This window comes from Thiopseudomonas sp. SA1F2-1K (assembly GCF_057443035.1).
The window spans coordinates 1,573,218-1,597,731 of sequence record NZ_CM172014.1; the positions used below are offsets into that span (position 1 = coordinate 1,573,218).

A 24,514-nucleotide genomic window follows, 5' to 3' on the forward strand; every position below is an offset into this window, starting at 1 on the left:
TAGCTTTAAAATAGTGCCCCACTTTACCAAGAATTCAGCCATTCCCTTAATTCCGCCCTTTTATTGCTGGGATTTACCATGCTCAATTGTCACCTTCAGCTTAATTTGTCACCACTTCGTCGTTACGGATTGCTACTGGGAATGACCTTACTCAGCGGCTGCAACCACCTTAACCACCTTATTGGCTCCCAAGAGCAATCACTGCCTATCACCCAAGGCGCGGTAGCGATTAAAGGGTTAGCACAACCGGTTCAAATTAAACGTAATGCCCTAGGCTCACCACTGATTCAGGCTGCCAATGCCCATGACTTATTATTTAGTCAGGGCTTTTTACATGCGGATCAGCGTTTAGAGCAAATGATGCTACAACGTGCCATGGCTTACGGCACCTTGGCTGAAATTCAAGGCCCCAAGGCGTTACCAAGCGATTATTTAATGCGCTCCCTCGACTTTAAAGGCCAAGCTCAGCAACTGTTGCAGCAACTACCTAAGGGGCTACGTACTTATCTAGAGGTTTATGCCCGCGGGGTCAATGCTCAGCTGTATCATCAGCGCCAGCAGTTAGCCGACTATGCCTTAACAGCAACAGGCAACCCCGCTTACTGGCGAGCTGAAGACTCACTGGCCAGCTTACTGTTTCTGGGGTTTAGCTTGGCTGGTAACCTCAATGATGAGCTAACACTGACCTTACTGACGGATAATTTTAACCCAGCACAACTGGCTGCCTTAGTTAACAGCGATTCAGCCGAAAGCCTGACGCTACTGACACAACTAAAACAATACAAAAATCAATTACTTGAGCTCGAACCCGTACTAGCCGCTAGCCTGTACTTAAACCAACAGAACCGACTAGCGAGCCTGTCCAGCTCCCAGTGGGCGCAAAACCGTCGCCCACAAACAGGAAAAAGTTTATTAGTCAGTGACTGGCATGCCAATCCTCAGCTCGGAACAGCACTGTATTTAAGTCAATGGCAGTCGCCTGAGCTGGCAGTGGCTGGCTTTAGTTTGCCAGGCTTTCCTAGTGTTTTAGCAGGCAGCAATCAGCGGGTTGCCTACTCCTTTGCCAGTAGCAATGCCGATAATCAAGACCTCTTTATCGAGCGCCTAGCCCTGCGTAATGGCCGCTTAATGTACCTTGAGCAACAGCAGTGGCGGCCCGCCCAAGCAAAAATCGAGCGCTTTATAGTAAAAGGCCAAACCCAGCCCCTGACCCATACCTTTTATCGCACCCCACGCGGCCCGCTCTTGCATAACGGCTTAGTCAGCGCTGCGCAGTTAAACGGTAAATCCAGTGTTAGTCTCCAGCAGCCGCAACAGTTTACGCCGCAAGCCGTGGCAGCTTTATTTAAGTTTATGCAGCTCAATCAAGCCGAAACTGGTCTGACACTGGCGAGCGACTTACACCTGCTAGGATTAGAAATGCTGTTCGCTGATGCCCAACAAATTAGCTGGCAAACTACCGGGAGCTACCCCAGCCGTGGCGCAGGCCGTGGTTTATTTCCAGTAGCCGGCTGGGAGATGGATAAGCAGTGGCTTGGGCTGCTAGAGCCTAGCTTATTGCCCTATGACATAAATCCAGCTTCTGGAGCGCTAGTGACTGCTAATAACCAGCCGGGGCAACAGTTTGGTTTAATTCTCAGCAATCAAGGCAATGGACGCTACCGCGCCCAACGGATTGAGCAACTACTAACGGCCAGTCAGCCACCCGCCAAAGCAAACTTGGCACTATTTAACTCGCCACTAGATATCAGCGCCCAGCGTCTACAGCACAGCTTACAGTTACCCCATATTGCCCACCCGCTAAAGCAGGCTATAGAACAGCAAGCCCCAGCCGAGCAAGCAAAATCACGCTTTATTTTGCAGCAACTGCAAAACTTTGACGGCCTCTTAGCCCCTGACTCAATCGCTGCCGCCATTTACAGCCAATTATTAGCAACCAGCCAAGAGTTTTTACTGCAGTCAGCCCAGCGGCCACTCTCGCCTGTCGCCCTGCAAGGCTTTCAGCAACTCAGCAATAATTCTACTGCGCCTGCTCTAGCACACTTACTGCAACAAGATAACAGCCCTTTTTGGCCTCAAGCTAAAGGCCAAGCTCTGGCTGAGTTATTCCTCGCCACCCACCAACAGCTAAGCCAAAAACTCGGCAGCAATAGCAGTCGTTGGCAACTGCATAGGTTACAAGGGCTACCTGCAGATTTACCAAGCGGCTCAATTCACACCCTCAACAGCCTACAACTTGATACCAGCCTCCCCTCAGGCATTGAGCGCCTTAGTAGCCAACGACTTCTGGTAGACTTTAGCCTACGTGAACCACTATTAGTTGCCGAGCGCCCCACTAACAAACGGCGCCCAGAAGCATTTCGCTCTAGCTATTTACCCTTTAGCCCCAGTCATCAACACACTATGTACCGTTATGCGCCTTTGCAATTACAGCCCAAGTAACTTGACCTAGATGCAAGCCGTACCTAGCTCGCGCTATACTCAGGCTCAAGCTGGCAAGGTTTTACTGGTCGGCTAAGGAATTATTTGCTGTATTTAAGCTCTATTGAGCGTTAAATACTATTGAGTTATAAGCTGAACAGGAGTAACACCAAATGAAAGGCTTAACTAAACTAATTGTTGCAGCCAGTGCCCTAGCGCTGGTTGCCGGTTGCGCTAACAATAACCCGTACAACGAACCGACCGACCGTAACAAAACCGCGATGTATGGTGGTTTAGGTGCCCTAGCTGGCGCGGCAGTAGGTGCCGCAACGTCTAGCAAAAAAGACCGCGGTAAAGGCGCCTTAATTGGCGCGGCGGTAGCAGGTGCTGCAGGTGCCGGTTATGGCTACTATGCTGACAAACAAGAAGCCGAGCTTCGTCGCAGCATGCAAGGCACTGGCATTGAAGTTCAACGTGAAGGCGACAATCTGACCCTCGTAATGCCGGGTAACGTCACCTTTGCTACCAACTCAGCCAACATTACCAGCGAGTTCTACGCGCCGCTAAATGACTTAGCCCGCTCCTTCCAACAGTACGATCAAAACACTATTGAAATCGTTGGTCACACTGACAGCACAGGTTCACGCCAGCTTAACCTAAATCTGTCACAGCGTCGCGCGCAAAGCGTAGCCGATTACCTCAGCAGCCAAGGGGTTAATCGCGGCCGAATGAGTGTGCATGGTGCCGGTCCAGATCAGCCTATTGCTAGCAATAGTACCGCCCAAGGTCGCCAAGATAACCGCCGTGTAGAAATCAATTTACGCCCAATTCCTGGCGCTTATCAGTAATTTAGCTCTTCAGACAAGGCGCAGCTCACCCTGCGCCTTGCTGACTTTCCCCAATGCCTCCACTCCGCTTCTGCTCCATCGCCTCAGCCGCTGCCTTGCGCACTAGCTGCTCTTTCGCCGCCTTACTTAACTTCTTAATTGCTAATTCACGCTTGAGCGCCGTGGATTTATCAGCACAAGCTTCTAGATAGACCATAGCCACTGCCGGACTTAACGCAAAAAAACGGGCGCCCTTGCCAGCTTGATGCTTAGCTAAGCGTGCCTGTGGATTATTACTGATACCGCAATACAGCGCATTGTTTTCTGCCCTAATTAAATACACCCACCACTGCTCTTGAATTGAAGCGGGCGCGGGTGAGCTTGTGCTAGGGGCTGATTGTTTAATTTCCATAAAGCTCTAAACTACGACTTTGGCTGAATTCTATGACAGAATGCCTATTCTTCTTGATTTGAATGCAATAACTGATGGCTATACAGATTATTACTACCGGTGGCACCTTTGATAAGGTTTACTTTGATGCCTTATCTGAGTTTTCTATTGGCGAGCCACAAGCCGCCAACATCTTACAGCAAGCTAAGGTCAACTGCCGTTACCAGCTGACCAGTCTGCTCAAAAAAGACAGCTTAGAGCTTACGGCTACTGATCGCGCCTTATTGAGCCAAACCATTGAGCAAGCGGATGCCCAACAGATTGTGATTATCCACGGCACCGATACCATGAGCTTAAGCGCCAACTACCTTAATCAAGCCAGAACCGCTTACCCCGATAAAACCATCGTCTTGACCGGGGCGATGCAGCCTGCTCTGATGCAACACAGTGATGCCCCCTTTAATCTAGGCTTTGCCCTAGGGGCCGCACAATGCTTAGCCGCAGGCATTTATATCGCGATGAATGGACAAATTTTTGCTGCTGGCGCAGTACAAAAAAACCGCGCGGCGCAATGCTTTGAAGCTTTGGAGCACCTGACACCATGTTAGACGCATTGATTGTTGAACCCCTGCAAACAGCTGACTCGGCAGTAATTTGGCTCCATGGCCTTGGTGCTAGCCAAACCGACTTTGAGCCGGTAGCACAAATGCTGCAGCCTAAGCTGCGCAGCACGCGCTTTATTTTACCCCAAGCCCCAACCCGGCCAGTCACGGTCAATGGCGGCTATGCTATGCCGAGCTGGTACGACATTTTAGAAATGAGCGCCAATAAACGCGCGATTAATCAACAACAACTAGAGCAATCGGCCGAAGGCGTAATGCAGCTGATTGAGCAGCAACGCGATGCTGGCATTGACCCTAAACGAATTTTCTTAGCCGGTTTTTCCCAAGGTGGCGCGGTAGTCTTACACACTGCCTACTTACGCTGGTCAGGCTCCCTCGGTGGCGTACTGGCGCTGTCCACCTATGCACCTACCTTTAGCCCTGAGTTGCAGCCCATTTCCACGCAGCGCCCTGCCTTTGTTATGCACGGCTTATTCGATGGCGTCGTCCCCCCTGCCATGGGACAAGCTGCCTTTCAGCAGCTGCAAGCCTGGCAAGTTGAAAGCCGCTGGGCAGACTACCCTATGCAGCATGAAGTGCACCCCCAGCAAATTAAAGATATTGAGTCTTGGCTCGAACAACACCTCAATTAAGCTACTTACTTTGGCATTAATTGATATTTCATCAACCTAGGGACTGACGTAAAATCCAGCTACCTTTCACACTATAATGAGAACGCCGTGCTCAAAGCACTTAAAAAACTATTTGGCATGCCCACCGATCCTGCCGCTAAGCAAGCGCCATCGACTGCTGCAAGCCATACCGAAACTAGCGCTGCTGCAAATAACAGCAAGCCGCGCTCGCGTCATGCTACGCAAAGCGAGCCAAACAAATCCACTGCCCCACGTAAAGCCCGTCCAGCTAAAGCTGCCCCAAAAAAAGCGGCTTGGTCACTCAGTGACTTTCAGGTTGAACCTGCAGCAGGCAAGACTCGCTTCCATGATTTCCCCTTGTCCGAACCATTGATGCACGCCATCCATGACCTTGGCTTTCCTTACTGCACACCGATTCAAGCGGGTGTATTGGGGCACACAATCGCCGGTCGCGATGCCATTGGTCGCGCCCAAACTGGTACTGGTAAAACTGCGGCCTTTTTAATTTCAACCATTACCCAATTACAGCAAGTGCCTCCCCCCAAAGAACGCTACATGGGGGAGCCACGCGCCCTAATCATTGCGCCTACTCGCGAACTCGTAGCACAAATTGCCCAAGATGCGATTAACTTAACCCGCTACACTGAGCTCAACGTCATGAGTTTTGTCGGCGGCATGGACTTTGACAAACAACTCAAAGCACTAGAAAAAAACTACTGCGACATTTTGGTAGCCACCCCAGGCCGTCTGCTAGATTTTCAACAACGTGGCGAAGTCTACCTGGATATGGTCGAAGTCTTGGTGCTTGATGAAGCAGACCGCATGTTAGATATGGGCTTTATTCCTCAAGTACGCCAAATTATTCGCCACACGCCACCCAAGTCCGAGCGACAAACCCTGCTATTTTCAGCGACCTTCACCGATGACGTGATGCGCTTAGCAGAACAGTGGACGGTTAACCCAGCCATTGTGGAAATTGAACCTGAACAAGTCGCTAGCGATCACGTAGCGCAACAAGTCTATGCCGTGGCTAACAGTGATAAATACCGCCTACTGCGCAACCTAATTCAGCAAAATGACTGGTCACGGGTGATGGTTTTTGCCAACCGTAAGGACGAAGTACGACGCATTGAAGAGCGTTTACGTAAAGATGGCATTAAAGCTGCGCAAATGTCCGGCGATGTTCCACAAAACAAACGGATGCGCGTACTTGAAGACTTTAAGCAAGGCAAACTACAGGTCTTAGTCGCCACTGATGTCGCTGGTCGTGGGATTCATATTGATGGCATCAGCCATGTAATTAATTACACCCTGCCAGAAACCCCAGATGATTACGTGCACCGGATTGGTCGTACTGGACGCGCTGGCACTGAAGGTGCTTCGATCAGCTTTGCCGGTGAAGATGATGCCTTTGCCCTGCCGCCGATTGAAGCTTTACTGGGCAAAAAAATCGACTGCGAGATTCCGCCCGAGCATTTATTAAAACGCTAACCCGTTAACTGGTGTTTGACACCCAAGAACGCTATGCACGACTGCAGCTCGGCATAGCGTTTTTTATGGCTTATTTTTGTCTGACGATTTTTTCTAGACTTAAGCTGAGCGCTCAGCCACAGCTTACTATTTAGCCGGCACGGCAACTAGCAAAAGTGCGCTAAGCGTGGCCCAATCAGGGCTAGAAAAACAATCCACACATTCTGTGGATAACTCTGTTTATATCAGTTTAAGAAATTGCTACAACCCACTAAACATGCCGCCTCTCTACAAATTGTTGTTTTTTTCACCAGAAAATATTTCTTTAATTTTCAACAACTTACAACGAGTAGTGAGTCAACTCCATTCTACCCAAGGGCAAAAAAGGTTTTTTAGTTGTCAAGCCTTTATGTTAATAACTTAGAAAATAAACAGGTAAAAAATGCAAATTTCGACTTGCTTCTTTACCTGTTTTTGTTTAGCTAGGGCTAATGCCAAGCTAATTAGCACTCACCAAATAAACGCAGCGCCGCTTCACGGTATTTTTCTGCGGTCTTAGTGATGACTTCCTCGGGAATAATCGGCGCCGGTGCTTGCTTATTCCAGCCACTGGCTTCTAACCAGTCGCGCACAAACTGCTTATCAAAGCTCGGCGGGTTAGTGCCTTCTTGATAGCTTTCTTGCGGCCAAAAACGGCTCGAATCAGGCGTTAATACCTCATCCATTAAGGTTAAGTTACCCGCTTCATCTAAGCCAAATTCAAACTTGGTATCGGCGATAATAATGCCGCGACTGGCTGCATACTCAACCGCTGCCTTATACAACTGGATTGAGACATCCCGCACTTGCTCGGCCAGCTGCTCACCAATAATGGCTTGGCACTGGGCAAAGGAAATGTTCTCGTCGTGATCACCTACTTCAGCTTTAGTTGATGGGGTAAAAATTGGCTCAGGTAGTTTAGCCGCCTCTTTTAAACCCGCTGGCAGAGCAATACCGCACACCGTGCCGTGCTGCTGATACTCTTTCCAACCTGAACCCACTAAATAGCCACGCACAATGGCCTCAACCGCCACCGGCGTTAAGCGCTTAGCCACTACCGAGCGCCCTTCCACTAAAGGCAATTCTTCAGCGCTCACCACATCCGCCACCTGATCCCCAGTAAAATGATTCGGAATCAGATCTTTTAGTTTTTCAAACCAGAAGTTAGAAATACTGGTTAAAATTTTGCCTTTATCCGGAATCGGCTGCTCTAAAATCACATCGAAGGCCGAAAGACGATCACTGGCCACCATCAGCATGCGCTGCTGGTCAATCTCATACAGATCACGAACTTTTCCAGAATATAGTTTTTTTAAGCTTAAAGCGTTTGAATCAGTCATCGCTTGCTTAGCTCCACACTGGCTACAGAATAAAAATAAAACAGGCGAAACCGTGGTTTCGCCTGGATAAACAATCGGCCGAGTTTAACTTAAACTGGCTTTTAAACGCTGTAAGATCGACTTCGCTTTGACCTCTGTTGCAGGCTCTGCACCATCCATCACCCGCACTTCAACTTGGCGACCCACTGGCTGCAGCTGAATTTGATACAGCTCGGGCTTTACTTTAGCGGGATCTTTAGTAAAGGTGCGCTTAAACCAGCCGCGTTTTTGCGTTTTAGGCGCAACGGCTAAGTTAATCTCATACTGACTAGCGCTGCGATTAAGGTCTTCAATGGCAATATTGGCTTGCTCTAAAGCACGCCCAACACTCGACCAAGCTCGATCAAAGCTGGTATCTAAGACTAAAACTGGCAGACCATTGACCTCGCGCAAATTAACCTTATCTGGCGTATCAAACTGACGATTCGCTGCCAATAAGGAAACACTTTGCTGCTGATCTTGGTTCTGCACTAAATAGGTACGCAGTGCATCCAGCAATGTTTTCTCAAAAGAGCCGTGGGTCGTTTCAACGGAGGCATTTCCCTCAAGTTGACGCAGCTGCGGCTCTAGAAAAATCTCACTGGTGTTACGTTGCACACCTGGCTCAATCCGCACTAGCACCTGAGCTTGCATCTGCGCAGCGGCCTCGCCAAAGCGTGCAGCCAAAGGTGCTGAGGTATTCGCCAAGGTTTGCCACTCGGTGACAAACTGTCCAACCTGAGGCGACTCAGACTGAATCTGAAAGCCCTGGGCCATAAAATAACCCATCACGTTGGACCATACCTGCGCTGGAATTTGCTGAGCCACAATCCACTGCGACTGCCCACTCTGATGCAAGCTGTAGTCATCCACCAGTTTTTTCTCAGTGGCGACGGTTGCCCGTGGGACAGCAAACTCTGTTTGCTCAATATTACTGACATGCGTGGGAATCGGCATCAAAGGATCTAAACGCTTGGTTTGTACCCCTTGTGGTAGCTGCATTGGCGAGCCCTGATCGGCCTGCAAATAATCACTGCCACGATCACGAAAATAACCTTTATCGCCACCAATCCAACTGCAGCCACTTAAGGCGGCAAGCGAAAGAGCAATCAGGGTAAAACTTGGCAACTGTTTCATGCTGTTAACCTTTAGTAAACGCATTACAAATTAGGCTATCAGTTTGCACTGACGCAAAGTGGCCACTAAAGGCGCACGTAAAGCTTCGCTCAGTGGCGTTAAAGGTAAACGAATGCCGGTATTTATTAGCCCCATTTCATGTAAGGCCCACTTCACCGGAATGGGGTTAGCTTCAACAAACATCGCGTTATGCAGCGGCATTAAGGCATCATTTAAAGCCCGTGCTTCTTCAGCTTTACCCTCTAAAGCCAGACGGCACAGCTCTGCCATGGCTTTTGGCGCAACGTTAGCGGTAACTGAAATATTACCTTTACCACCCAGCAAAATTAGCTCCGCAGCCGTGGCATCATCGCCCGACAACACAATAAAATCAGTGTCCACTAAATCCAGCACTTGCTGGGCGCGCTCAAGGCAGCCAGTGGCTTCTTTGATTCCAATAATATTCGGAACTTTCGACAAGCGCGCCACTGTTTCTGGCAGCATGTCACACACCGTACGCCCCGGCACGTTATATAGAATTTGTGGAATATCTACCGCTTCAGCAATGTGCTTGAAGTGCTGATACAGGCCTTCTTGGGTTGGCTTATTGTAATAAGGCGTCACTAATAAGCAGGCATCAGCCCCGACTTTTTTTGCATTCTGGGTCAGGGCCACCGCCTCACGGGTGCAGTTAGCACCGGTTCCGGCAATTACCGGAATACGGCCATTGACTTGCTCAACCACACGGCGAATAACTTCTACGTGCTCTTCAACATTGAGGGTTGCAGACTCACCAGAGGTACCTACAGCCACCAGTGCGTTAGTGCCTTCGGCCAAATGGAAGTCGACCAGCTTGGTCAGCGCCTGCCAATCCAAATTGCCCTGCTCGTCCATTGGTGTGACTAACGCCACCATACTGCCTGAAATCATGCAACTGCTCCTGCTAGGATAGAAAAACGAAATACCGCTAATGGTACTAATCAGCCTTATTTAGCACAAGCACTCTGCTATTAAAGCCTAAGTTTTGTGCAATTTAGCTGGCTTTTTTCATTCTTTTAGATTTTATGCGTATATTAGGCTCTGACATTTAACGCGCACTGTTACTTTCGATTGTAGGAAGCCTGTATGAAAACCCCTTATTCTCCACGCAATCAGTATTTAGTGATTAGTGCCATTGGCCAAAATCCGATTGAGCTGACCAACGCGCTGTGCCGCGCCTGCTTAGAAAGCCGCTGCTCGGTTGTCAATAGTCGCCTAACCCGCCATGAACAACACAGCGCCTTAGTGGTGCAAGCAGGAGGCAGCTGGGATGCGTTAGCGCGGCTTGAAGTCAGCCTGCCTAATATTGCCAAACGGGAAAATATTCACCTAACGGTGGTGCGCACTGAGCAACAAGACAGCACCGAGCAAGCGTTACCCTACATTGTTTATGTGAACGCGCTGTATCGACCCGATATTTTGGCGGAGCTCTGTCAGTTTTTTAGCGATCAGCAGATCAATCTAGAAAATATCGCCTATGAGTCATATATCGCGCCGCAAACTCAAACCATGATGCTTAACGCAACCATTACCGTGACCTTGCCGATCACTGCGCAAATTAGTTGGATTCGTGACCAGTTTTTAGACTTTGCCGACTCGCTTAATTTGGATGCGCTGATTGAGCCTTGGCGCCCTCAGTTAATTTAATCTTGCTTGAAAGGAGAATCGATATGAGCCTTGAATTGCAAAAAGCCGTACCTAATTTTATTGCCCAAGCGACCGCCGATACTCAGGTAGAACTTGCTCAACTACAAGGTAAACAAGTGGTGATTTACTTTTACCCAAAAGACAACACGCCAGGTTGTACCACCGAAGGCCAAGAGTTTCGAGATGCCTACCCTGAGTTTCAAGCGGCTAACACGGTGGTGTTTGGTGTTTCACGGGACAGCTTACGCACCCACGAAAACTTTAAAGCCAAACATGGTTTTCCATTTGAACTTATTAGCGATCCCGAAGAAACCCTTTGCCAGCAATTTGCGGTCATTAAGCTTAAAAAGCTCTATGGCAAAGAGTACCTTGGCATAGAGCGCAGCACCTTTTTAATCGATGCCAACGGTGTATTGCAACACGAGTGGCGTAAAGTCAAAGTTAAAGGCCACGTCGCTGAAGTTCTCGCCGCAGCCCAACAGCTTAATCAAGCATCCTAATCCTTTGACTAAGCCTTAGCTAACCAGTAGCTGAAGACACCGTCCTGTTGCTGCTGGTTAACTAAGCGATGCCCTGCCAACTTAGCAAAACTCACCACATCGCGCTGTGAGCCGGCATCGGTGGCCAGTAATTGAATAACTTCACCGGAAGCCAACTGATTTAACCCCAGCTTTAATTTGAGTAGCGGTAACGGGCAAGCCAATCCCGTAGCATCCACTACCTGCACTGCATTAAATTGATTATTCATCTTGTTCTTCTGTCTATTGTTGTTCTAATTAAAGGTGGGCATTTTTATAGCATACGCCGTTGAAGATTCAAGTTTTATCGAACTAAAAAGGCTGGTTCAGGGTCTGGCTTAGCGTTCTAGGCGCAGCGCCTGAACCCCCACTAAACAACGCTGCAATAACTGTAGGACTAGCTGCCAGTCTCAGCCAGTTAAGCTACACTCAATATCTCTTTGATTGACCATTAAGGACTGACTCCATGGGGCTACTTCGCGTCTCTTTACTGTCTTTATCACTGCTCTGGGCACTGCCGAGCACTGCCTACGAGCTGCCGGCTTTAGGTGATGCAAGCTCGGCGCTTATTTCACCCGAGCAAGAGCACCGTCTAGGCCGTGCCTGGTTAAGTATTTTGCGCGGCCAAGTCAAACAGCTGTCAGATCCTTTAATTAAGCACTACGTTGAAACCAGCGTGGCGCGTCTAGCAGAAACCAGTCAGTTAAGAGATCGGCGCTTAGAATTTATTTTACTAGCCAGTCCCGAACTGAATGCCTTTGCCGCTCCTGGCGGCATTATCGGAGTCAATGCGGGGTTAATTCTAAACGCCCAAACTGAAGCAGAATATATTTCGGTGATGGCCCACGAACTGGCGCACTTATCCCAGCGCCACTTTGCCCGTGGGCTTGAAGCACAAAAGCAAATGCAAGTGCCAATGATGGCCGCCATGTTAGCCGGGATTGTCGCCGCGGCAGCCGGCGGCGGCGCCGACTTAACCATGGCAGCGATTGCTGGCTCGCAAGCTGCTGCTTTTCAGGAGCGCCAGCGTTTCTCGCGGCAAAACGAGCAAGAGGCCGATCGCATTGGACTAGCTAATATGGAAAAAGCCGGCTTCGATCCACGGGCCATGCCGCAAATGTTTGAGCGCCTGACGCGCCAGTATCGTTACGATAAGATGCCACCGGAGTTTTTACTGACTCACCCAATCACCGAGTCACGGATTGCCGATACCCGCAACCGCGCCGAACGTGCAGCTCAACACGGCAAAATTGATAGCTTAACCTATCAGTTATTACGGGCGCGGTTACAACTCACCTTTGAAGAAACCCCGGGGATTGCACTCAAGCGTTTTCGCGCGCAACTACAAGAGCAGCCCAATAATGACGTAGCGCGCTATGGCTTAGCGCTGGCGCAAATCCGCGCCCAGACGCTCAAAGAAGCCCAACAAAATCTCGATTTACTGATTAACAGCGCTCCGCAAAATAGCATTTATCAACTGGCTTATGTCGATTTAGAAATCAGCCTAAAACACTACGCAGCTGCAGAGCAGCGCTTAAAGCGCTTATTACAACAGCAGCCTGAGTACTTTCCAGCTCAGCAAGTATTGGCCAACTTTTACTTACAACAAAGCCGCGCCCAAGATGCCGAGCAGCTGCTCAATAAGCTGGTCCGCAAACGCCCTTATGATCCCGATATTTGGTTTCAGCTGGCTGAAGTTCAGGGCCTGACCAACAATATTATTGGCTTGCACCAAGCCCGTGCAGAATACTTCGCCTTAGTTGGCGAGTATCAGCAGTCCTACGAGCAACTGATTTATGCCAAGCAACGTGCGGCTAATAATTACCCCTTAGCCGCTAAAATTGATGCCCGACACCGCGCGCTACAAGAAGAAGAGCGCAGCATTAAAGAGTTACTAAACTAGCCAGCGCGCCTAGCAGCATCAGCTGCAAGGTTAAGGCAGCGGCTAGTAATAACGGTTTAATTCCGGCCTGCTTAAGGTCGCGCCAACGGGTACCTAAACCTAAAGCGGCCATCGCAGTGGCAAGTAATAAATCATCCAGCCAATAGGCCCATTTAGCTTGCGCTAGCGACAATGGAAACCAGGTATTTAGCAGCATGCAGGCGATAAAGCCAAAGACAAAGACAGGCATGGGCACCTGTACTTTTTCGCTGCTAGTGACCCCAGCGTCTGCGTGACGGCGCAGCCACCACCAACCCAGTAATAAAATAAAGGGCGCCAGCAACAACACACGAATTAACTTACTGACTAAAGCAGCTTGGGCGGTGGCCTCTGGTAAAGCGGTGCCAATCGCCACTACCTGCGCCACCTCATGCACCGTTGCCCCAGTAAATACGCCAAAAGCGTGATCATCAGCAAAAAAGCCAAGCTGTAGCTGATACAACCACGGGTACAGCAGCATACTCAGGGTGCCAAAAATCACCACGCAAGCCACGGCAATCGCCACCTGATTATCTTTCGCTTTAACCATACCGCTGCAGGCCAACACCGCCGCGGCACCACACACTGCGTGACCACTGCCAATCAGCAAGGCATCAACCGTTGATAAACGCAGTAGTTTGGTCCCCAGCCAAATCGCTAACACAATGGTGCTCAGCATCATCAGCGCATCCACCACTAGCGCGCCAATTCCTACTTGCAGCACCTCACTTAAGGATAAGCGCAAGCCAAATAAAGCCACGCCAATCCGTAATAAACGTTGCTTACTAAAGTTCAGCCCTGGCGCTAACTGGCTATGCCAGTGGTTGGGCAATAGATTGCCCAGCAGCATGCCTAAAATTACTGCTACCGTTAAAACCCCCAAGCCATTCGCGGCTAACACTGGCCATTGACTCAGCAGCGATGCAGCGATGGCTAACGCTCCAGCTAATAAAATACCGCTGAGCATTGACCCTTTTGCCCAAACTGCTGTCACTTTAACCCCCATCTATCATGCCCCTGTTATGCCATGCTGGCAGTAGCTTATATTGATCCAAGCAGCATATTACCTGAGGAACTATCGAAGTGACATTTTGCTATCGATAACTCGCTAAACGGGTTAACCTAGCAACAATTAAGAATGATTCACATTTAATTCACCTGAGAGATTCAATGACCCACGTCAGACCTGCTACTCGCCTCAATTGGCAATTGATTATTTTACTGGCATCGCTCAGTGCCATTGTCGCTACCGCCATTGATATGTACTTACCGGCATTTCCTGCGGTTGGCGATAGCTTTAATATTTCTGCCGGCCAAATACAACAAACACTGACGGTGTTTTTAATTGGCCTAGGTGTCGGTCAAGGCCTGTATGGCCCTCTGTTGGATCGTTTTGGGCGTAAGCTGCCACTGCTTCTAGGCATTAGTATTTTTACCCTAAGCTCAATCTTTGCCGCCACCACAAACAGCTTTGAAGGCTTGCTACTAGCGCGTTTCTTTCAAGCCATTGGCGCTGCAGCCGGTGCAGTAACGCCACGGGCCGTGGTGGCCGACACCTGTGATGTGCAAGACTCGGCACGAATTTTTTCGATGCTGATGCAAGTAATGATGATTGCCCCCATTACTGCCCCCTTAATTGGTGGCCTGATTTTACGCTTTGGCGAGTGGCACAGTATTTTCTGGACTTTAGCCGCCGTCGGGGTAATTTGCTTCGCCTTCAGCTGGCGCTTACTGCCGGAAACCTTGGCCCCGGAAAACCGCTTACCCTTAGCTTTCTCCAAGGTTTTGAAAAGTTATGGCGAGCTGCTGGGTAACCCTAAATTTTTGCTCTTTACCCTCGCCACTGGCGGCACCTTAGGTGCACTTTTTAGTTACATCAGTAATTCGCCGTTTGTCTTTATTAGCCATTTTGATTTCACTCCCGAGCAATTTAGCTACTTATTTGCTGCCAACGCTGGAGTGATGATTGTTATCAGCCAAATGAACCTGCGCTTACTTAAAGTCATGCAGGTGCATCGGATTTTTTACCTAGGCATTGGCTTATTTATAGCGCTTGCCATTAGCTTAACGGCCACTGCGCTGCTGAGTGAGATTTCTGCCCTCAGCTACGCACTGTTGTTGGGCTTGGCCATGGCCATGCTGGGTTTAGTCACAGGTAACCTTACTGCTTTAACGATGGCCCAAGCCCAGCAACATGCCGGCATTGCTTCTTCTTTAATGGGTATGATGCAGTTTGTAATTGCTGGGATTGTTGGGCTGATTGTCAGTCTCTTTCCGCAAACCTTAAGCACCCTGCCGATCGCCCTAACCGCCTGCGGCAGCGTGGCCTTAATGCTCAGTAAAGCAGCGCTTAGCTTTTCTTCTACCCGAGCAAATTAAAGCGATCGACCTTGGCTAAGGGCTCGAGTCAGTTGTGCGCCCTTAGCTAAGGGCTTATTTCTTATGGCTTTTTTAGCCTCAATCAGTAAAATACGGCGCGCACGGAAGCACTTAATGATTTTACCTTGAGGCTTTCGTGAACCAAATTTTCCAACTGTTAAAAGACCTAGTCACCGGCAGTGGCTTGCCACGCCCGATTAACTATCTATATCAAGCGGCCTTAATCGGCCTCTTGACGCTGGCGCTGTTAATTCAACCTAATTTTTCAAATTCGCGGTGGCTACAAACGGCACTGCATTATGCACACTGGCTTGAGCCGTATTTTCCTGATTTAGCAGAGTACTTACCGCGCGCACCTACCACTCCCTCTAAGCCAAGCCCAAGTATTCAACCAGGCAGTTACCCAGACTTTCCAGGGAATAAAGCGCCCCATCAACTGAGCAGTTTTGCCCAAGCCAAAAATCAAGCATGGAAAATCTACGCGGTTAACCCCTTCAATCCAGCACAACCGGTGAAAGACTTTTACTGTGGCTGCGATATCCATGGCAACCGTTTGGACTTAAAGTCCTGCGGTTACGTGCCACGCAAAAATGCTAACCGCGCACAACGGGTTGAGTGGGAACATATCGTGCCGGCTTGGACCATTGGCCATCAGCGGCAATGCTGGCAAGACGGCGGGCGTAAAAACTGCGCAGCCAATGACCCAGTATTTCGGGTCGCTGAAGCCGATCTACACAACCTGGTGCCGGTAGTGGGTGAGGTCAACGGTGATCGCAGTAATTTTGTCTTAACCGAGTGGCGGGAAGCCCCTAGTCAGTATGGTCGCTGTGAGTTCGTGGTGGATTTTAAACAGCGCAAAGCCATGCCACCTGAACATACCCGCGGCGCCATTGCCAGGTCTTATTTATATATGGCCGATACCTATCAGCTGCGTTTATCCAAGTCTGATCGGCGCATCTATGAAATCTGGCATAAAAAATACCCCGTTAACGCTTGGGAAAAGTGGCGAAATCAAGCCAATGCTTGTGTGCAAAAAAATGCCAACCCCTATGTTGGCCCTGTTGATTTACGCCGTTGCGAGTCCTAATCTAGGGCTTTCTTTACTTACCAACTAGGCCATTGTGATGCCGGCTCAGCCTCTCACCCCACGGATTCGGTTAGCCATTAGCAGCTGCTTAACTGGCGCTAAGGTGCGCTATAACGCGGCGCATAAATACAGTGCGCTGTGTATGGAACACTTGCAGCCATGGGTTGAGTGGTTGCCTCTTTGCCCAGAAATGGCCATCGGGTTAGGCACGCCACGTCCACCGATTCAACAGCAACAACCTAGCGCCAAGGCCATTACCGCCTTAGATGTAGTCAACGTCCAGCCCCCCAGCATTAGCCATGGCGTAGCCCTTCAGCACTATGCGCAGCAGGTGGCCCAACAGCTTCAACAGCACGCGGTGGCCGGCTATGTATTGATGCAAAAATCGCCTTCTTGCGCTCTCAACTCTAGCACCATCTTTTATCCTCAAGGCCAACTGTCTGCGCAACCTGGATTTTTTATCCGTTGCCTACAAAAACACCTGCCTTTACTGCCAATGATTGAGCAACAACAGCTAGCGCAGCCAGAGTTACAACTGCACTTTTTCTATCGGGTACAGTGTTATTACCAATGGCAACAATTAATCCAACAACCACTGCAACCTGCAGCGCTCTATCACTTTCATAGCTGCTACAAATATCTGCTGATGGCGCGGGATCCTGCCTGCTATAAACGGCTTGGCCAACAACTGGCAATGGCCGCTAAACAACCACTGAGCGGGGAGTTTTTAGCACACTATATTCACCAGCTGCTACAAGCCTTGGCTTTACCCGCCCAACGGGGGCGTGAATATAACGCACTGCTGCATATTAAAGGTTACTTAAAGCAACTCACAGCCAGCGAGACACAACAGCTTGATACAGCGCTGAGCGCCTTTCAGCAGCAACAGCAAACACTACCTCAGGTGCTGCTGTTGTTTCAGCAGCTATTGGCTCGCTACCCACAACCCTACCTCCAGCAACAGGTGCTGCTGTTTCCCTGGCTGCCGCTACTTAGTTAGCTGCACAATAAAGCCACTAGAGCACATAAATAAAGATGCTAATAAACTGCATGATGCTGCCGGCTAAAACAAATAAGTGCCAAATGCCATGTCCATGCTGAATTTTTTCATCTAGAACAAAGAAAACCACCCCCAAACTATAGGTCACTCCGCCGGCCACTAGCCACGCTAAACCCGCCACGGGCATGGCTGCAACCAAAGGTTTTAAAGCAATCACAATTAACCAGCCCATTACTAAATAAATAATGAGCGATAGCACGCGGGTTCGCTTTCCTAACCAGAACTCTTGAATAATGCCGATCACAGCAAGGCTCCAGTTAATCCCAAACAAGGTCCAGCCCCAGGCTCCTTCTAAGGTAATCAAGGTAAAGGGGGTGTAACTACCGGCAATTAACAGATAAATCGCACAGTGATCCAGTTTTTGAAAAATCTGTTTCAGCCGCCCACTGACCGAGTGATACAGCGTTGAAGTGGTGTAGAGAGTCACTAAGCTGCCACCATAAACACTGGCACTGACTATTTCTTTCACTGCGCCCTGCCAGGCACTACTAATCACCAAACATACACAACCAATCAGCGCCAGCACCGCCCCGACACAATGACTGATGGCATTAAAGCGCTCACCGTAATACATGGTTAACCTCCGGTCTCTGTCGCCGCTTGCTGCGCCGCATAAGCGGTTGGATTTAAGCTCGGCTCAGCAATTTTATACAAGTGATTATGATCCGTATGGGCAAAAGGCTCGGCTTGTCCAGGAATAATCAAGGTCGTTTCTTGACGGTAAGACCAGCTGCCATCAGCATGGGTTTGTACTTCAATTACATAGCGCTCAGTCCGAAAGGCATGCTCTAAAAATGGATTAGAAGAAATTCCATTGGTTAACGAGCCGCGCACCGCCTCTAAACGAAACTCTCGCGCCTGCGCATGGGTTTGCCCTACCGCCATCGCGGTTTGCCCACGGGGAATGGTTAAGGTTTGAATAATGCTGCCGCTAGCCGGTTCCCACAACCAATAGCCCACCTGATCATGGAAGGTTTGGTTGTCATCGGGTTTAAAAATACGAGTGTGATAGCGCAGGCCGTAATACAGTTGTGGGCCATTGGTTTGCCCATCAATTGGCTGTAACTCGATTTGCTCAATAAATGCTTGATGCTCGGCGCCTTGTGCTTTGGGACTTACATCCATCCCCAATTGGCCTTGCCAAATACCGGCCATAGCACGTAAAGGACCAAGGTTGGCTAAGGTGTCGCTGTCTGGCTGGGGTTCGGTATAGATATCTTTGGGAAATTTCTGCATACATCTCACCTGTTTTGATTCGCTTCTTCTGCAGTTACCACTCATGCAGTCACGCGTATCCTATTAGGGTATACCTATCGCCCACCACTGCTAAGCATTTTTGCCAAAATAGCTGCGCTTATAACACCGGACCAATAGTGGCAATCACGTTATGCCATACCCGCCGCTTATAGCTCCAACTTAATACTTGCTCCAGCGCCACTGGCTCTGAATCTGCTATATAGGCTAGCTGACGCTGTTCAATGGCTTGGGTGAGCGGTGCATCATAGAGCAAGATATTGTTCTCATAGTTCAAGTCAAAACTACGTAAATCCAAGTTAGACGAACCAATTAAACTGACCTTATCATCCACAGTTAATGTTTTGGCGTGCAGTAACCCTGGCCCATGCTCGTAAATTAAACACCCAGCGTCTAGTAAGCGGTGGTAATAACTGCGACTGGCAGCAGCAACAATCCAGCTGTCATTTTGCTTGGGAAAAATCAGTTTAACCTTAACCCCACGATGCGCTGCTGCACATAAGGCTTCAATCGTGGTGGTATCGGGCACAAAGTAGGGAGTGGATAAAATGATGCTGCGCTCGGCACTGGCAAACAAATTAGTAAACAGCTGCGGCGTGGCACCGCGCCGTTCGGTGGGGCCGCTGCCCATCACCTGCGCCGCAAAACCTGATTCGTAATGGGTAGCTTGCAAAGGAATCAACTCTAAGGGCTCTTGGGTGGCCTGCATCCAATCACTGGCAAATAACAACTGATTTTGCGCCACTATCGGCCCTTCAAAGCGCAACATAATATCCACCCACGGCCCGTATTGCTGTTTCACTAAAAATTCAGGGTCTGCCGCATTTTGGCTACCACAATAGGTAATCTTGCAATCAATCACGGTGATTTTACGGTGATTGCGCAGATCAATCCGGCTGGCAAATAAGGTGCGCACTAAGTTGCTATAGGGCAACGCCACTACTGCTTGCACTCCAGCTTGCTGCATCTGCCACCATAAGCCTGAGCCAATTAACGCCCGTGAGCCCATGCCATCAGCCAGTGCGCGGCACTTGACGCCACGCCGCGCCGCGCGCATTAACGCTTCCGCAATTGCGGTGCCGGTATGATCATTTAACCAGATGTAATACAACACATGCACGTGATCAGTGGCGGCATCAATATCGGCAATCATTTGCTGCAAGGTCGCAGCGCTATCACTAAATAAGTGCGCTCGGTTTCCGCCTTGGGTATGAAAACCATTAATTGAGCCGGCATAGTGAAAGGCTGGGCGATACACCCGCTCAACCAGTTGTTCTACCTGTTCTGGCTGGCCCATAAAAGCCGCAGCTTTACGCTGAATTTCGGCAAAAATTTGATCGTGACGCTTTTTTGCATGCTTACCAATATCCACCTCACCAAATAGAAAGTAAATCATACTCCCCAAGTACGGCAGCACGTTCAGCACAATAAACCAGGCCAGACGCCCCGAGGGCTGCAGATCATCACGTAATAAAATCCGCAGGGTAAACGACAGCACTAAGAGTGCGTGCAGTATAAAAATAATCGACATCAACCCACCTAGTAACTGCCTTAAGCGTGAAATAATCGCAAATAGTAAAGCTCTGAGTAAAATTATCCAGTCACAACGCCGCTGCTTTTACTCGATGACTACAAAATGCCGACTAATTTAGGTACCTTGCCCTTAACCTATCGTCATTTCATTAAAAAGGAAACTAACCTATGTCCCATGACCTGTACCAAAAAGGCATCCGTAAGATTCAAGAGCTGACCAATTCACCAGATGATGATCCTACTGGCTTTATGGATATTGGTGAGGCCTTTAGTGATATTGCCCCCGATCTGAAAAATTATGTGGTCGAGTACGCCTTCGGTGGCATTTACTCGCGCCCTGGGCTAGATAATAAACAAAAGGTCTTGACCACTATTACCGCGCTTGTGGCACAAGGCAAACCACAAATTGCGATGCACATTAAAACCGGCTTAAGCGTTGGCTTAACTGGCGAAGAAATTGTGGGCTGCATTATGCACCTGATTCCTTACGTGGGTTTTCCCAGCGTAATTAATGCACTAACCGTCGCCCAGCAAGTTTTTAACGAGCAAGGCATCAGTGTCGACACCTCTGCAGTCACTGCAGCCAAGTAAGTTTTTAACACTACACAAAAAAGCCCCAACAGCGGATCGCTATTGGGGCTTTATTTTAGCTAAGTGAAATCAGACTATTATTTTATCTTTAGCCATTACTGGCACGCTTTTGCGGCTTAGTTAGGGTCAGATTTAAAAAATGCTCTAGGGAGTCATCCAAAATCTCTAGCCACGGCTGTGGTAGCTCTGGGGCTAAGGTATTGGTTAAAGTTGAGCGATAGGATTTTTCACGAAAGCCCATAATGTTGTGCTTTTTATCCTGCTGCCACTGTTTAAAAATCTCGGCCTGCTTTTCTACCGCAAATTCTGGATAATCAGTAGGTTGCGTCAGATCACGAATGTATTTAGCCTGAAAATCAATTTCTTGATCGGCATTTTGTAACTGCTCAAACTCCGCTAGCCACTTTTGCTCGTCTGCTTCACGCTCAGCAAGCGCTGGTAAAGGCAACTTACCTAGCATTACATCGCGCGCATACCACGCTTGGGCGTCAAACATATTAAAGGTGAAGTATTGATCCTGCATACCCAGATAAATTAGCTGGGGATTGGGCTGCCAGAAAATACCCTTATATAAGTTAGCAGGATACAAACAGTTATGGGTTTGTAAGCGTAACTCATCCGGCAAAAACGGGAAATGAAACATATAGCCCGTGCACATAATCACTGCATCAAAGCGCTGGCTGGTTCCATCTGCAAAGTAGGCAATATCATCTTCAAAGCGTGTAATTAGCGGTACTTCTTTAATTGATTCTGGCCACGCATAACCCAGTGGCTTGCTGCGATAACTAATGGTGATCGAGTTAGCGCCGTATTTATAGCACTGAGTACCAATATCTTCGGCAGAAAAACTGCCACCGACCAATAGAATATCTTGGCCTTTAAACTCTAAGGCGTCACGAAAATCATGGGCATGCATCACCCGCCCAGTAAACTCTTCTAAACCTTCAAAGTACGGCATATTTGGGGTTGAAAAATGCCCTGTCGCTACCACCACATAATCAAACTCATCGGTTTCTTGCTCGCCGGTTTTATGGTTCATCACGGTGACGGTAAACTTTTTTGTGTCCTCATCAAAGGTCACCCAGCGTACAGGACACTCAAAACGGATGTACTTACGGATCTCTTGTTGGTTAATCCGCCCCATGATGTAGTCTTTCAACACTTCCCGCGGTGGGTAGGAAGGAATTGGCTCGCCAAAGTGTTCTTCAAACGAATAGTCAGCAAACTCTAAACATTCTTTGGGACCATTTGACCACAGATAACGATACATACTGCCATGCACTGGCTCACCATTACGGTCTAACCCCGTACGCCAGGTGTAATTCCACATGCCACCAATATCGTTTTGCTTTTCATAGCAGATAATTTCTGGAAGATTTTTTACACCGACTAAACGCGCCGCTTCAAAGGCACGTAACTGAGCTAATCCACTAGGACCGGCACCTAAAATTGCAATTTTTTTATTAGTCAAAACTTTCTCCATCAGTTAATCAACTGATGATTATAACATTTTTCGAAAATTGACGTTTTTACTGCAAATTAGCCGCTTCTTTACCACTTTTTGCTATTGTGTTTCACTGCAATTGACAGACCAAATACAGCTGATCAAAGTGCTGGATGCCCTGCTCAAACACAGGCTCGGCATAGTGTTCAAGAAAAAAGTTTTTTCTAATTTGTTCAACCCTAAACCCCTGACGCTGGTAAAAGCCAAGCTGATAACCAAAGCAACCGGTAGCCACTGCGAGCTGCTGTGCTCCTTGCTGGCGATAGTAATCCAGCAGCCAGCGCAATAATAAACTGCCATAACCTTGCTGCTGAGCCTCAGGCTGTACAGCAATCGCCATGATTTCATACTTACTGTCGCCCATGGGCTGAACTAAGGCAGCCCCCAGCAGTTGCTGTTCTAGCTGCAAACTAATGCCTTGGCAGGCGGGTAAATAACGCTGAATTTGCTTAGGCTCGGGGTCGGCCAGCAGCAATAACTCCAACGGTAAATGCTGGGCAGGACAAAGGATAACCATTGGTAATGCGCACATAACAACTGCTCGCTCGGCTAAAATCGCGCAGTGTACCCTAGCTGGGTTTAGCGCTGCATGCTAAACAATTCATCACCCACCACCATCTTGTATTCACTGTGCAGTGTTTGATCATCTAGCTTTAGCTCTCGGCTCAAAATCACTGCTTGTGGTCGATAAGCATATAAATAACCATAGCTGCTGCAAGTGAGGCTCTGGCCATCTTCAAACAAGATGGTGCGGCCTTTTTTACAGCCTTTAAAGGCGCTGTCTTGGCTGCCATCGGCATCTACCCAGCCTTTAATTTGCTTACGCTCAACAATGTGGTAGCCGGTAAGTTCGCCTAAGGTATCCACTAACTCTGCTTGGGCCTGCATACTTAATAAACCTAAGCCCATACCTAACCCTACCATCCAACGCTTGTTCATTCACTACCCACCTAGTTTCTCTAAATCACCAGTTGTATGGAGGGGCAAGCGCTGTATTAGTTCAAAGATACCCACTAACCATTTGATTTATAATAAAATTATTCAACCCAAAAGAATCCAACAGCAGTTAGGCACATGGGGATTTCGTATCTATTTCAGCGCACAACAGCCGAATCAGGTAGGATTTAGCTCTTTTACCACTGAGTGAACTAGGATAGTGGCCGCTGTGTTTGCGATTTTTCTCACCTGCGCTATAGCGCTGCTGCTTGATCTACTGTTAGGCGAGCCGAAAAAGTGGCACCCGCTGGTGGGTTTTGGCCGCCTTGCACAAGCCCTTGAGACCCGCCTTAATCTTGAGCGTTACTCTGCCAAGCAGCGTCTAATACGCGGCGGTATAGCGCTACTCCTGCTCACCTTACCGGTACTGGCCGGATTAATTTTTCTAAGTGCGCAGCTCAGTGGGTTCTGGCTAATGGCACTCAACTCGCTGATCCTTTGGTTGGCTATTGCTTTACGCAGTTTGCGTGAGCATGGCCTTGCCGTTGCTGTGCCTTTACAAAATAATGATCTGGCCCAAGCCCAGCAGCAAGTTAGCCGTATTGTCAGTCGTCAAACCAGCGCGCTAGATCAACCGGCAGTGGCCGCCGCAGCCACCGAGTCAATCTTAGAAAATGGCGCCGATGCCGTCTTTGCTAGCTTGTTTTGGTTTATTGTCGCTGGGGCGCCTGGAGTGGTGCTGCACCGCCTAGTCAACACCCTAGATGCGATGTGGGGTTACCGTACGCCACGCTTTTTATACTTTGGCCGCTGCGCAGCACGCCTTGATGATCTACTTGGCTGGCTCCCGGCTCGCCTAACGGCCCTCACCTATTGCCTGCTTGGTCAGCGGCGCAGCGCTTGGCACTGCTGGCAACAACAAGCCAAACAGTGGGATAGTCCAAATGCTGGCCCGGTCATGGCCAGCGGTGCGGGAGCGCTGCAAGTTCGGCTAGGCGGTCCAGCCCCTTACTTCGGAGGCATCAAGCAGCGCCCATGGTTAGGCACTCAACAGCCAGCCAGCGCGGCCAGCATTTATGCGGCCATTACCTTGATCCGGCGCGGCACTTGGCTGTGGCTGGCAGTCCTTGCTGGCCTATGCCTGCTGAGTACACTGGGAGGGAGCTAA

The 24,514-nt window shown here is 49.1% G+C and carries 25 protein-coding genes; 13 read left to right on the top strand and 12 right to left on the bottom strand.

Annotated elements, in window-relative coordinates:
* The first annotated feature begins 78 nt into the window (after nucleotides 1-78).
* Both AC2T15_RS07675 and AC2T15_RS07680 read left to right on the top strand, forming a co-directional pair.
* Nucleotides 79-2,442, top strand: coding sequence for a penicillin acylase family protein (locus AC2T15_RS07675; RefSeq protein ID WP_486777954.1), 2,364 nt, complete (start codon nucleotides 79-81; stop codon nucleotides 2,440-2,442).
* A 152-nt stretch (nucleotides 2,443-2,594) separates the two neighbouring features.
* Entirely contained in the window at nucleotides 2,595-3,269 is a 675-nt protein-coding gene (locus AC2T15_RS07680; RefSeq protein WP_486777955.1) for a YiaD family glycine zipper/OmpA-like lipoprotein, read from the top strand.
* Between the two features lie 25 nt (nucleotides 3,270-3,294).
* Here AC2T15_RS07680 and AC2T15_RS07685 read toward each other — a convergent pair whose 3' ends face one another.
* Nucleotides 3,295-3,660: a GIY-YIG nuclease family protein gene (locus AC2T15_RS07685; RefSeq protein WP_486777956.1), complete on the bottom strand. Its 366-nt coding sequence runs from the start codon at nucleotides 3,658-3,660 to the stop codon at nucleotides 3,295-3,297.
* A 74-nt stretch (nucleotides 3,661-3,734) separates the two neighbouring features.
* Between AC2T15_RS07685 and AC2T15_RS07690 the strand changes: the two genes are divergently transcribed.
* From AC2T15_RS07690 to rhlB, 3 genes are all read left to right on the top strand, one after another.
* Nucleotides 3,735-4,247 (top strand): asparaginase domain-containing protein, encoded by a 513-nt coding sequence (locus AC2T15_RS07690; protein WP_486777957.1) that lies wholly within the window; start codon nucleotides 3,735-3,737, stop codon nucleotides 4,245-4,247.
* A complete protein-coding gene (locus AC2T15_RS07695) occupies nucleotides 4,241-4,894 on the top strand; it encodes an alpha/beta hydrolase (protein WP_486777958.1) in 654 nt (217 codons plus the stop codon). The genes AC2T15_RS07690 and AC2T15_RS07695 overlap by 7 nt, the downstream gene beginning before the upstream one ends.
* An 87-nt stretch (nucleotides 4,895-4,981) precedes the next feature.
* Entirely contained in the window at nucleotides 4,982-6,385 is a 1,404-nt protein-coding gene (rhlB, locus tag AC2T15_RS07700; protein ID WP_486777959.1) for an ATP-dependent RNA helicase RhlB, read from the top strand.
* Between the two features lie 482 nt (nucleotides 6,386-6,867).
* On the opposite strand, the gene AC2T15_RS07705 is transcribed toward rhlB, so the two are convergent.
* The 3 genes from AC2T15_RS07705 to dapA form a co-directional block, all read right to left on the bottom strand.
* Complete coding sequence (locus AC2T15_RS07705; RefSeq protein WP_486777960.1) at nucleotides 6,868-7,743, bottom strand: phosphoribosylaminoimidazolesuccinocarboxamide synthase; 876 nt, start codon at nucleotides 7,741-7,743, stop codon at nucleotides 6,868-6,870.
* Nucleotides 7,744-7,827: 84 nt separating this feature from the next.
* On the bottom strand, nucleotides 7,828-8,898 hold the full coding sequence (gene bamC / locus AC2T15_RS07710) for an NlpB/DapX family lipoprotein (RefSeq protein WP_486777961.1): 1,071 nt from the start codon (nucleotides 8,896-8,898) through the stop codon (nucleotides 7,828-7,830).
* 30 nt (nucleotides 8,899-8,928) lie between these two features.
* On the bottom strand, nucleotides 8,929-9,807 hold the full coding sequence (dapA, locus tag AC2T15_RS07715) for a 4-hydroxy-tetrahydrodipicolinate synthase (protein ID WP_286638962.1): 879 nt from the start codon (nucleotides 9,805-9,807) through the stop codon (nucleotides 8,929-8,931).
* Nucleotides 9,808-10,002: 195 nt separating this feature from the next.
* Between dapA and AC2T15_RS07720 the strand changes: the two genes are divergently transcribed.
* Both AC2T15_RS07720 and AC2T15_RS07725 read left to right on the top strand, forming a co-directional pair.
* The gene (locus tag AC2T15_RS07720; RefSeq protein WP_053099838.1) at nucleotides 10,003-10,563 is read left to right on the top strand and encodes a glycine cleavage system transcriptional repressor; all 561 of its coding nucleotides are present in this window, start codon (nucleotides 10,003-10,005) and stop codon (nucleotides 10,561-10,563) included.
* A gap of 23 nt (nucleotides 10,564-10,586) precedes the next feature.
* The gene (locus AC2T15_RS07725) at nucleotides 10,587-11,063 is read left to right on the top strand and encodes a peroxiredoxin (RefSeq protein WP_053099839.1); all 477 of its coding nucleotides are present in this window, start codon (nucleotides 10,587-10,589) and stop codon (nucleotides 11,061-11,063) included.
* Nucleotides 11,064-11,071: 8 nt separating this feature from the next.
* Here the strand turns inward: AC2T15_RS07725 and AC2T15_RS07730 are convergent, their stop codons facing one another.
* Complete coding sequence (locus tag AC2T15_RS07730; RefSeq protein WP_053099840.1) at nucleotides 11,072-11,311, bottom strand: sulfurtransferase TusA family protein; 240 nt, start codon at nucleotides 11,309-11,311, stop codon at nucleotides 11,072-11,074.
* A 236-nt stretch (nucleotides 11,312-11,547) separates the two neighbouring features.
* On the opposite strand from AC2T15_RS07730, the gene AC2T15_RS07735 reads away from it, so the two are divergent.
* Nucleotides 11,548-12,984: a M48 family metalloprotease gene (locus AC2T15_RS07735; protein ID WP_286638964.1), complete on the top strand. Its 1,437-nt coding sequence runs from the start codon at nucleotides 11,548-11,550 to the stop codon at nucleotides 12,982-12,984.
* Here the strand turns inward: AC2T15_RS07735 and AC2T15_RS07740 are convergent.
* Entirely contained in the window at nucleotides 12,965-13,996 is a 1,032-nt protein-coding gene (locus tag AC2T15_RS07740) for a YeiH family protein (protein WP_486777962.1), read from the bottom strand. The genes AC2T15_RS07735 and AC2T15_RS07740 overlap by 20 nt on opposite strands.
* 176 nt (nucleotides 13,997-14,172) lie before the next feature.
* Here AC2T15_RS07740 and AC2T15_RS07745 point away from each other — a divergent pair, with 176 nt between their 5' ends.
* The 3 genes from AC2T15_RS07745 to AC2T15_RS07755 all read left to right on the top strand — a co-directional run bounded on the left by AC2T15_RS07745 (nucleotide 14,173) and on the right by AC2T15_RS07755 (nucleotide 17,468).
* The gene (locus AC2T15_RS07745) at nucleotides 14,173-15,381 is read left to right on the top strand and encodes a multidrug effflux MFS transporter (RefSeq protein ID WP_486777963.1); all 1,209 of its coding nucleotides are present in this window, start codon (nucleotides 14,173-14,175) and stop codon (nucleotides 15,379-15,381) included.
* A 385-nt stretch (nucleotides 15,382-15,766) separates the two neighbouring features.
* Nucleotides 15,767-16,468: an endonuclease gene (locus tag AC2T15_RS07750; RefSeq protein ID WP_080995576.1), complete on the top strand. Its 702-nt coding sequence runs from the start codon at nucleotides 15,767-15,769 to the stop codon at nucleotides 16,466-16,468.
* A gap of 37 nt (nucleotides 16,469-16,505) precedes the next feature.
* Nucleotides 16,506-17,468, top strand: a complete 963-nt coding sequence (locus AC2T15_RS07755; RefSeq protein ID WP_486777964.1) for a DUF523 and DUF1722 domain-containing protein — start codon at nucleotides 16,506-16,508, stop codon at nucleotides 17,466-17,468.
* A gap of 16 nt (nucleotides 17,469-17,484) precedes the next feature.
* On the opposite strand, the gene trhA is transcribed toward AC2T15_RS07755, so the two are convergent.
* From trhA to cls, 3 genes are all read right to left on the bottom strand, one after another.
* On the bottom strand, nucleotides 17,485-18,102 hold the full coding sequence (gene trhA, locus AC2T15_RS07760) for a PAQR family membrane homeostasis protein TrhA (protein ID WP_486777965.1): 618 nt from the start codon (nucleotides 18,100-18,102) through the stop codon (nucleotides 17,485-17,487).
* Nucleotides 18,103-18,104: 2 nt separating this feature from the next.
* Nucleotides 18,105-18,764: an FABP family protein gene (locus tag AC2T15_RS07765; protein WP_486777966.1), complete on the bottom strand. Its 660-nt coding sequence runs from the start codon at nucleotides 18,762-18,764 to the stop codon at nucleotides 18,105-18,107.
* 118 nt (nucleotides 18,765-18,882) lie between these two features.
* The gene (gene cls, locus AC2T15_RS07770) at nucleotides 18,883-20,313 is read right to left on the bottom strand and encodes a cardiolipin synthase (RefSeq protein WP_486777967.1); all 1,431 of its coding nucleotides are present in this window, start codon (nucleotides 20,311-20,313) and stop codon (nucleotides 18,883-18,885) included.
* Between the two features lie 170 nt (nucleotides 20,314-20,483).
* On the opposite strand from cls, the gene AC2T15_RS07775 reads away from it, so the two are divergent.
* Entirely contained in the window at nucleotides 20,484-20,906 is a 423-nt protein-coding gene (locus tag AC2T15_RS07775) for a carboxymuconolactone decarboxylase family protein (RefSeq protein ID WP_053107917.1), read from the top strand.
* Between the two features lie 88 nt (nucleotides 20,907-20,994).
* Here AC2T15_RS07775 and AC2T15_RS07780 read toward each other — a convergent pair whose 3' ends face one another.
* The 3 genes from AC2T15_RS07780 to AC2T15_RS07790 all read right to left on the bottom strand — a co-directional run bounded on the left by AC2T15_RS07780 (nucleotide 20,995) and on the right by AC2T15_RS07790 (nucleotide 23,349).
* Nucleotides 20,995-22,377 (bottom strand): NAD(P)-binding domain-containing protein, encoded by a 1,383-nt coding sequence (locus AC2T15_RS07780; protein WP_486777968.1) that lies wholly within the window; start codon nucleotides 22,375-22,377, stop codon nucleotides 20,995-20,997.
* A 103-nt stretch (nucleotides 22,378-22,480) separates the two neighbouring features.
* Nucleotides 22,481-22,942: a GNAT family N-acetyltransferase gene (locus AC2T15_RS07785; RefSeq protein ID WP_486777969.1), complete on the bottom strand. Its 462-nt coding sequence runs from the start codon at nucleotides 22,940-22,942 to the stop codon at nucleotides 22,481-22,483.
* A 47-nt stretch (nucleotides 22,943-22,989) separates the two neighbouring features.
* The gene (locus AC2T15_RS07790) at nucleotides 22,990-23,349 is read right to left on the bottom strand and encodes a hypothetical protein (RefSeq protein WP_486777970.1); all 360 of its coding nucleotides are present in this window, start codon (nucleotides 23,347-23,349) and stop codon (nucleotides 22,990-22,992) included.
* 217 nt (nucleotides 23,350-23,566) lie between these two features.
* Here AC2T15_RS07790 and cbiB point away from each other — a divergent pair, with 217 nt between their 5' ends.
* Nucleotides 23,567-24,514 (top strand): adenosylcobinamide-phosphate synthase CbiB, encoded by a 948-nt coding sequence (gene cbiB, locus AC2T15_RS07795; RefSeq protein WP_486777971.1) that lies wholly within the window; start codon nucleotides 23,567-23,569, stop codon nucleotides 24,512-24,514.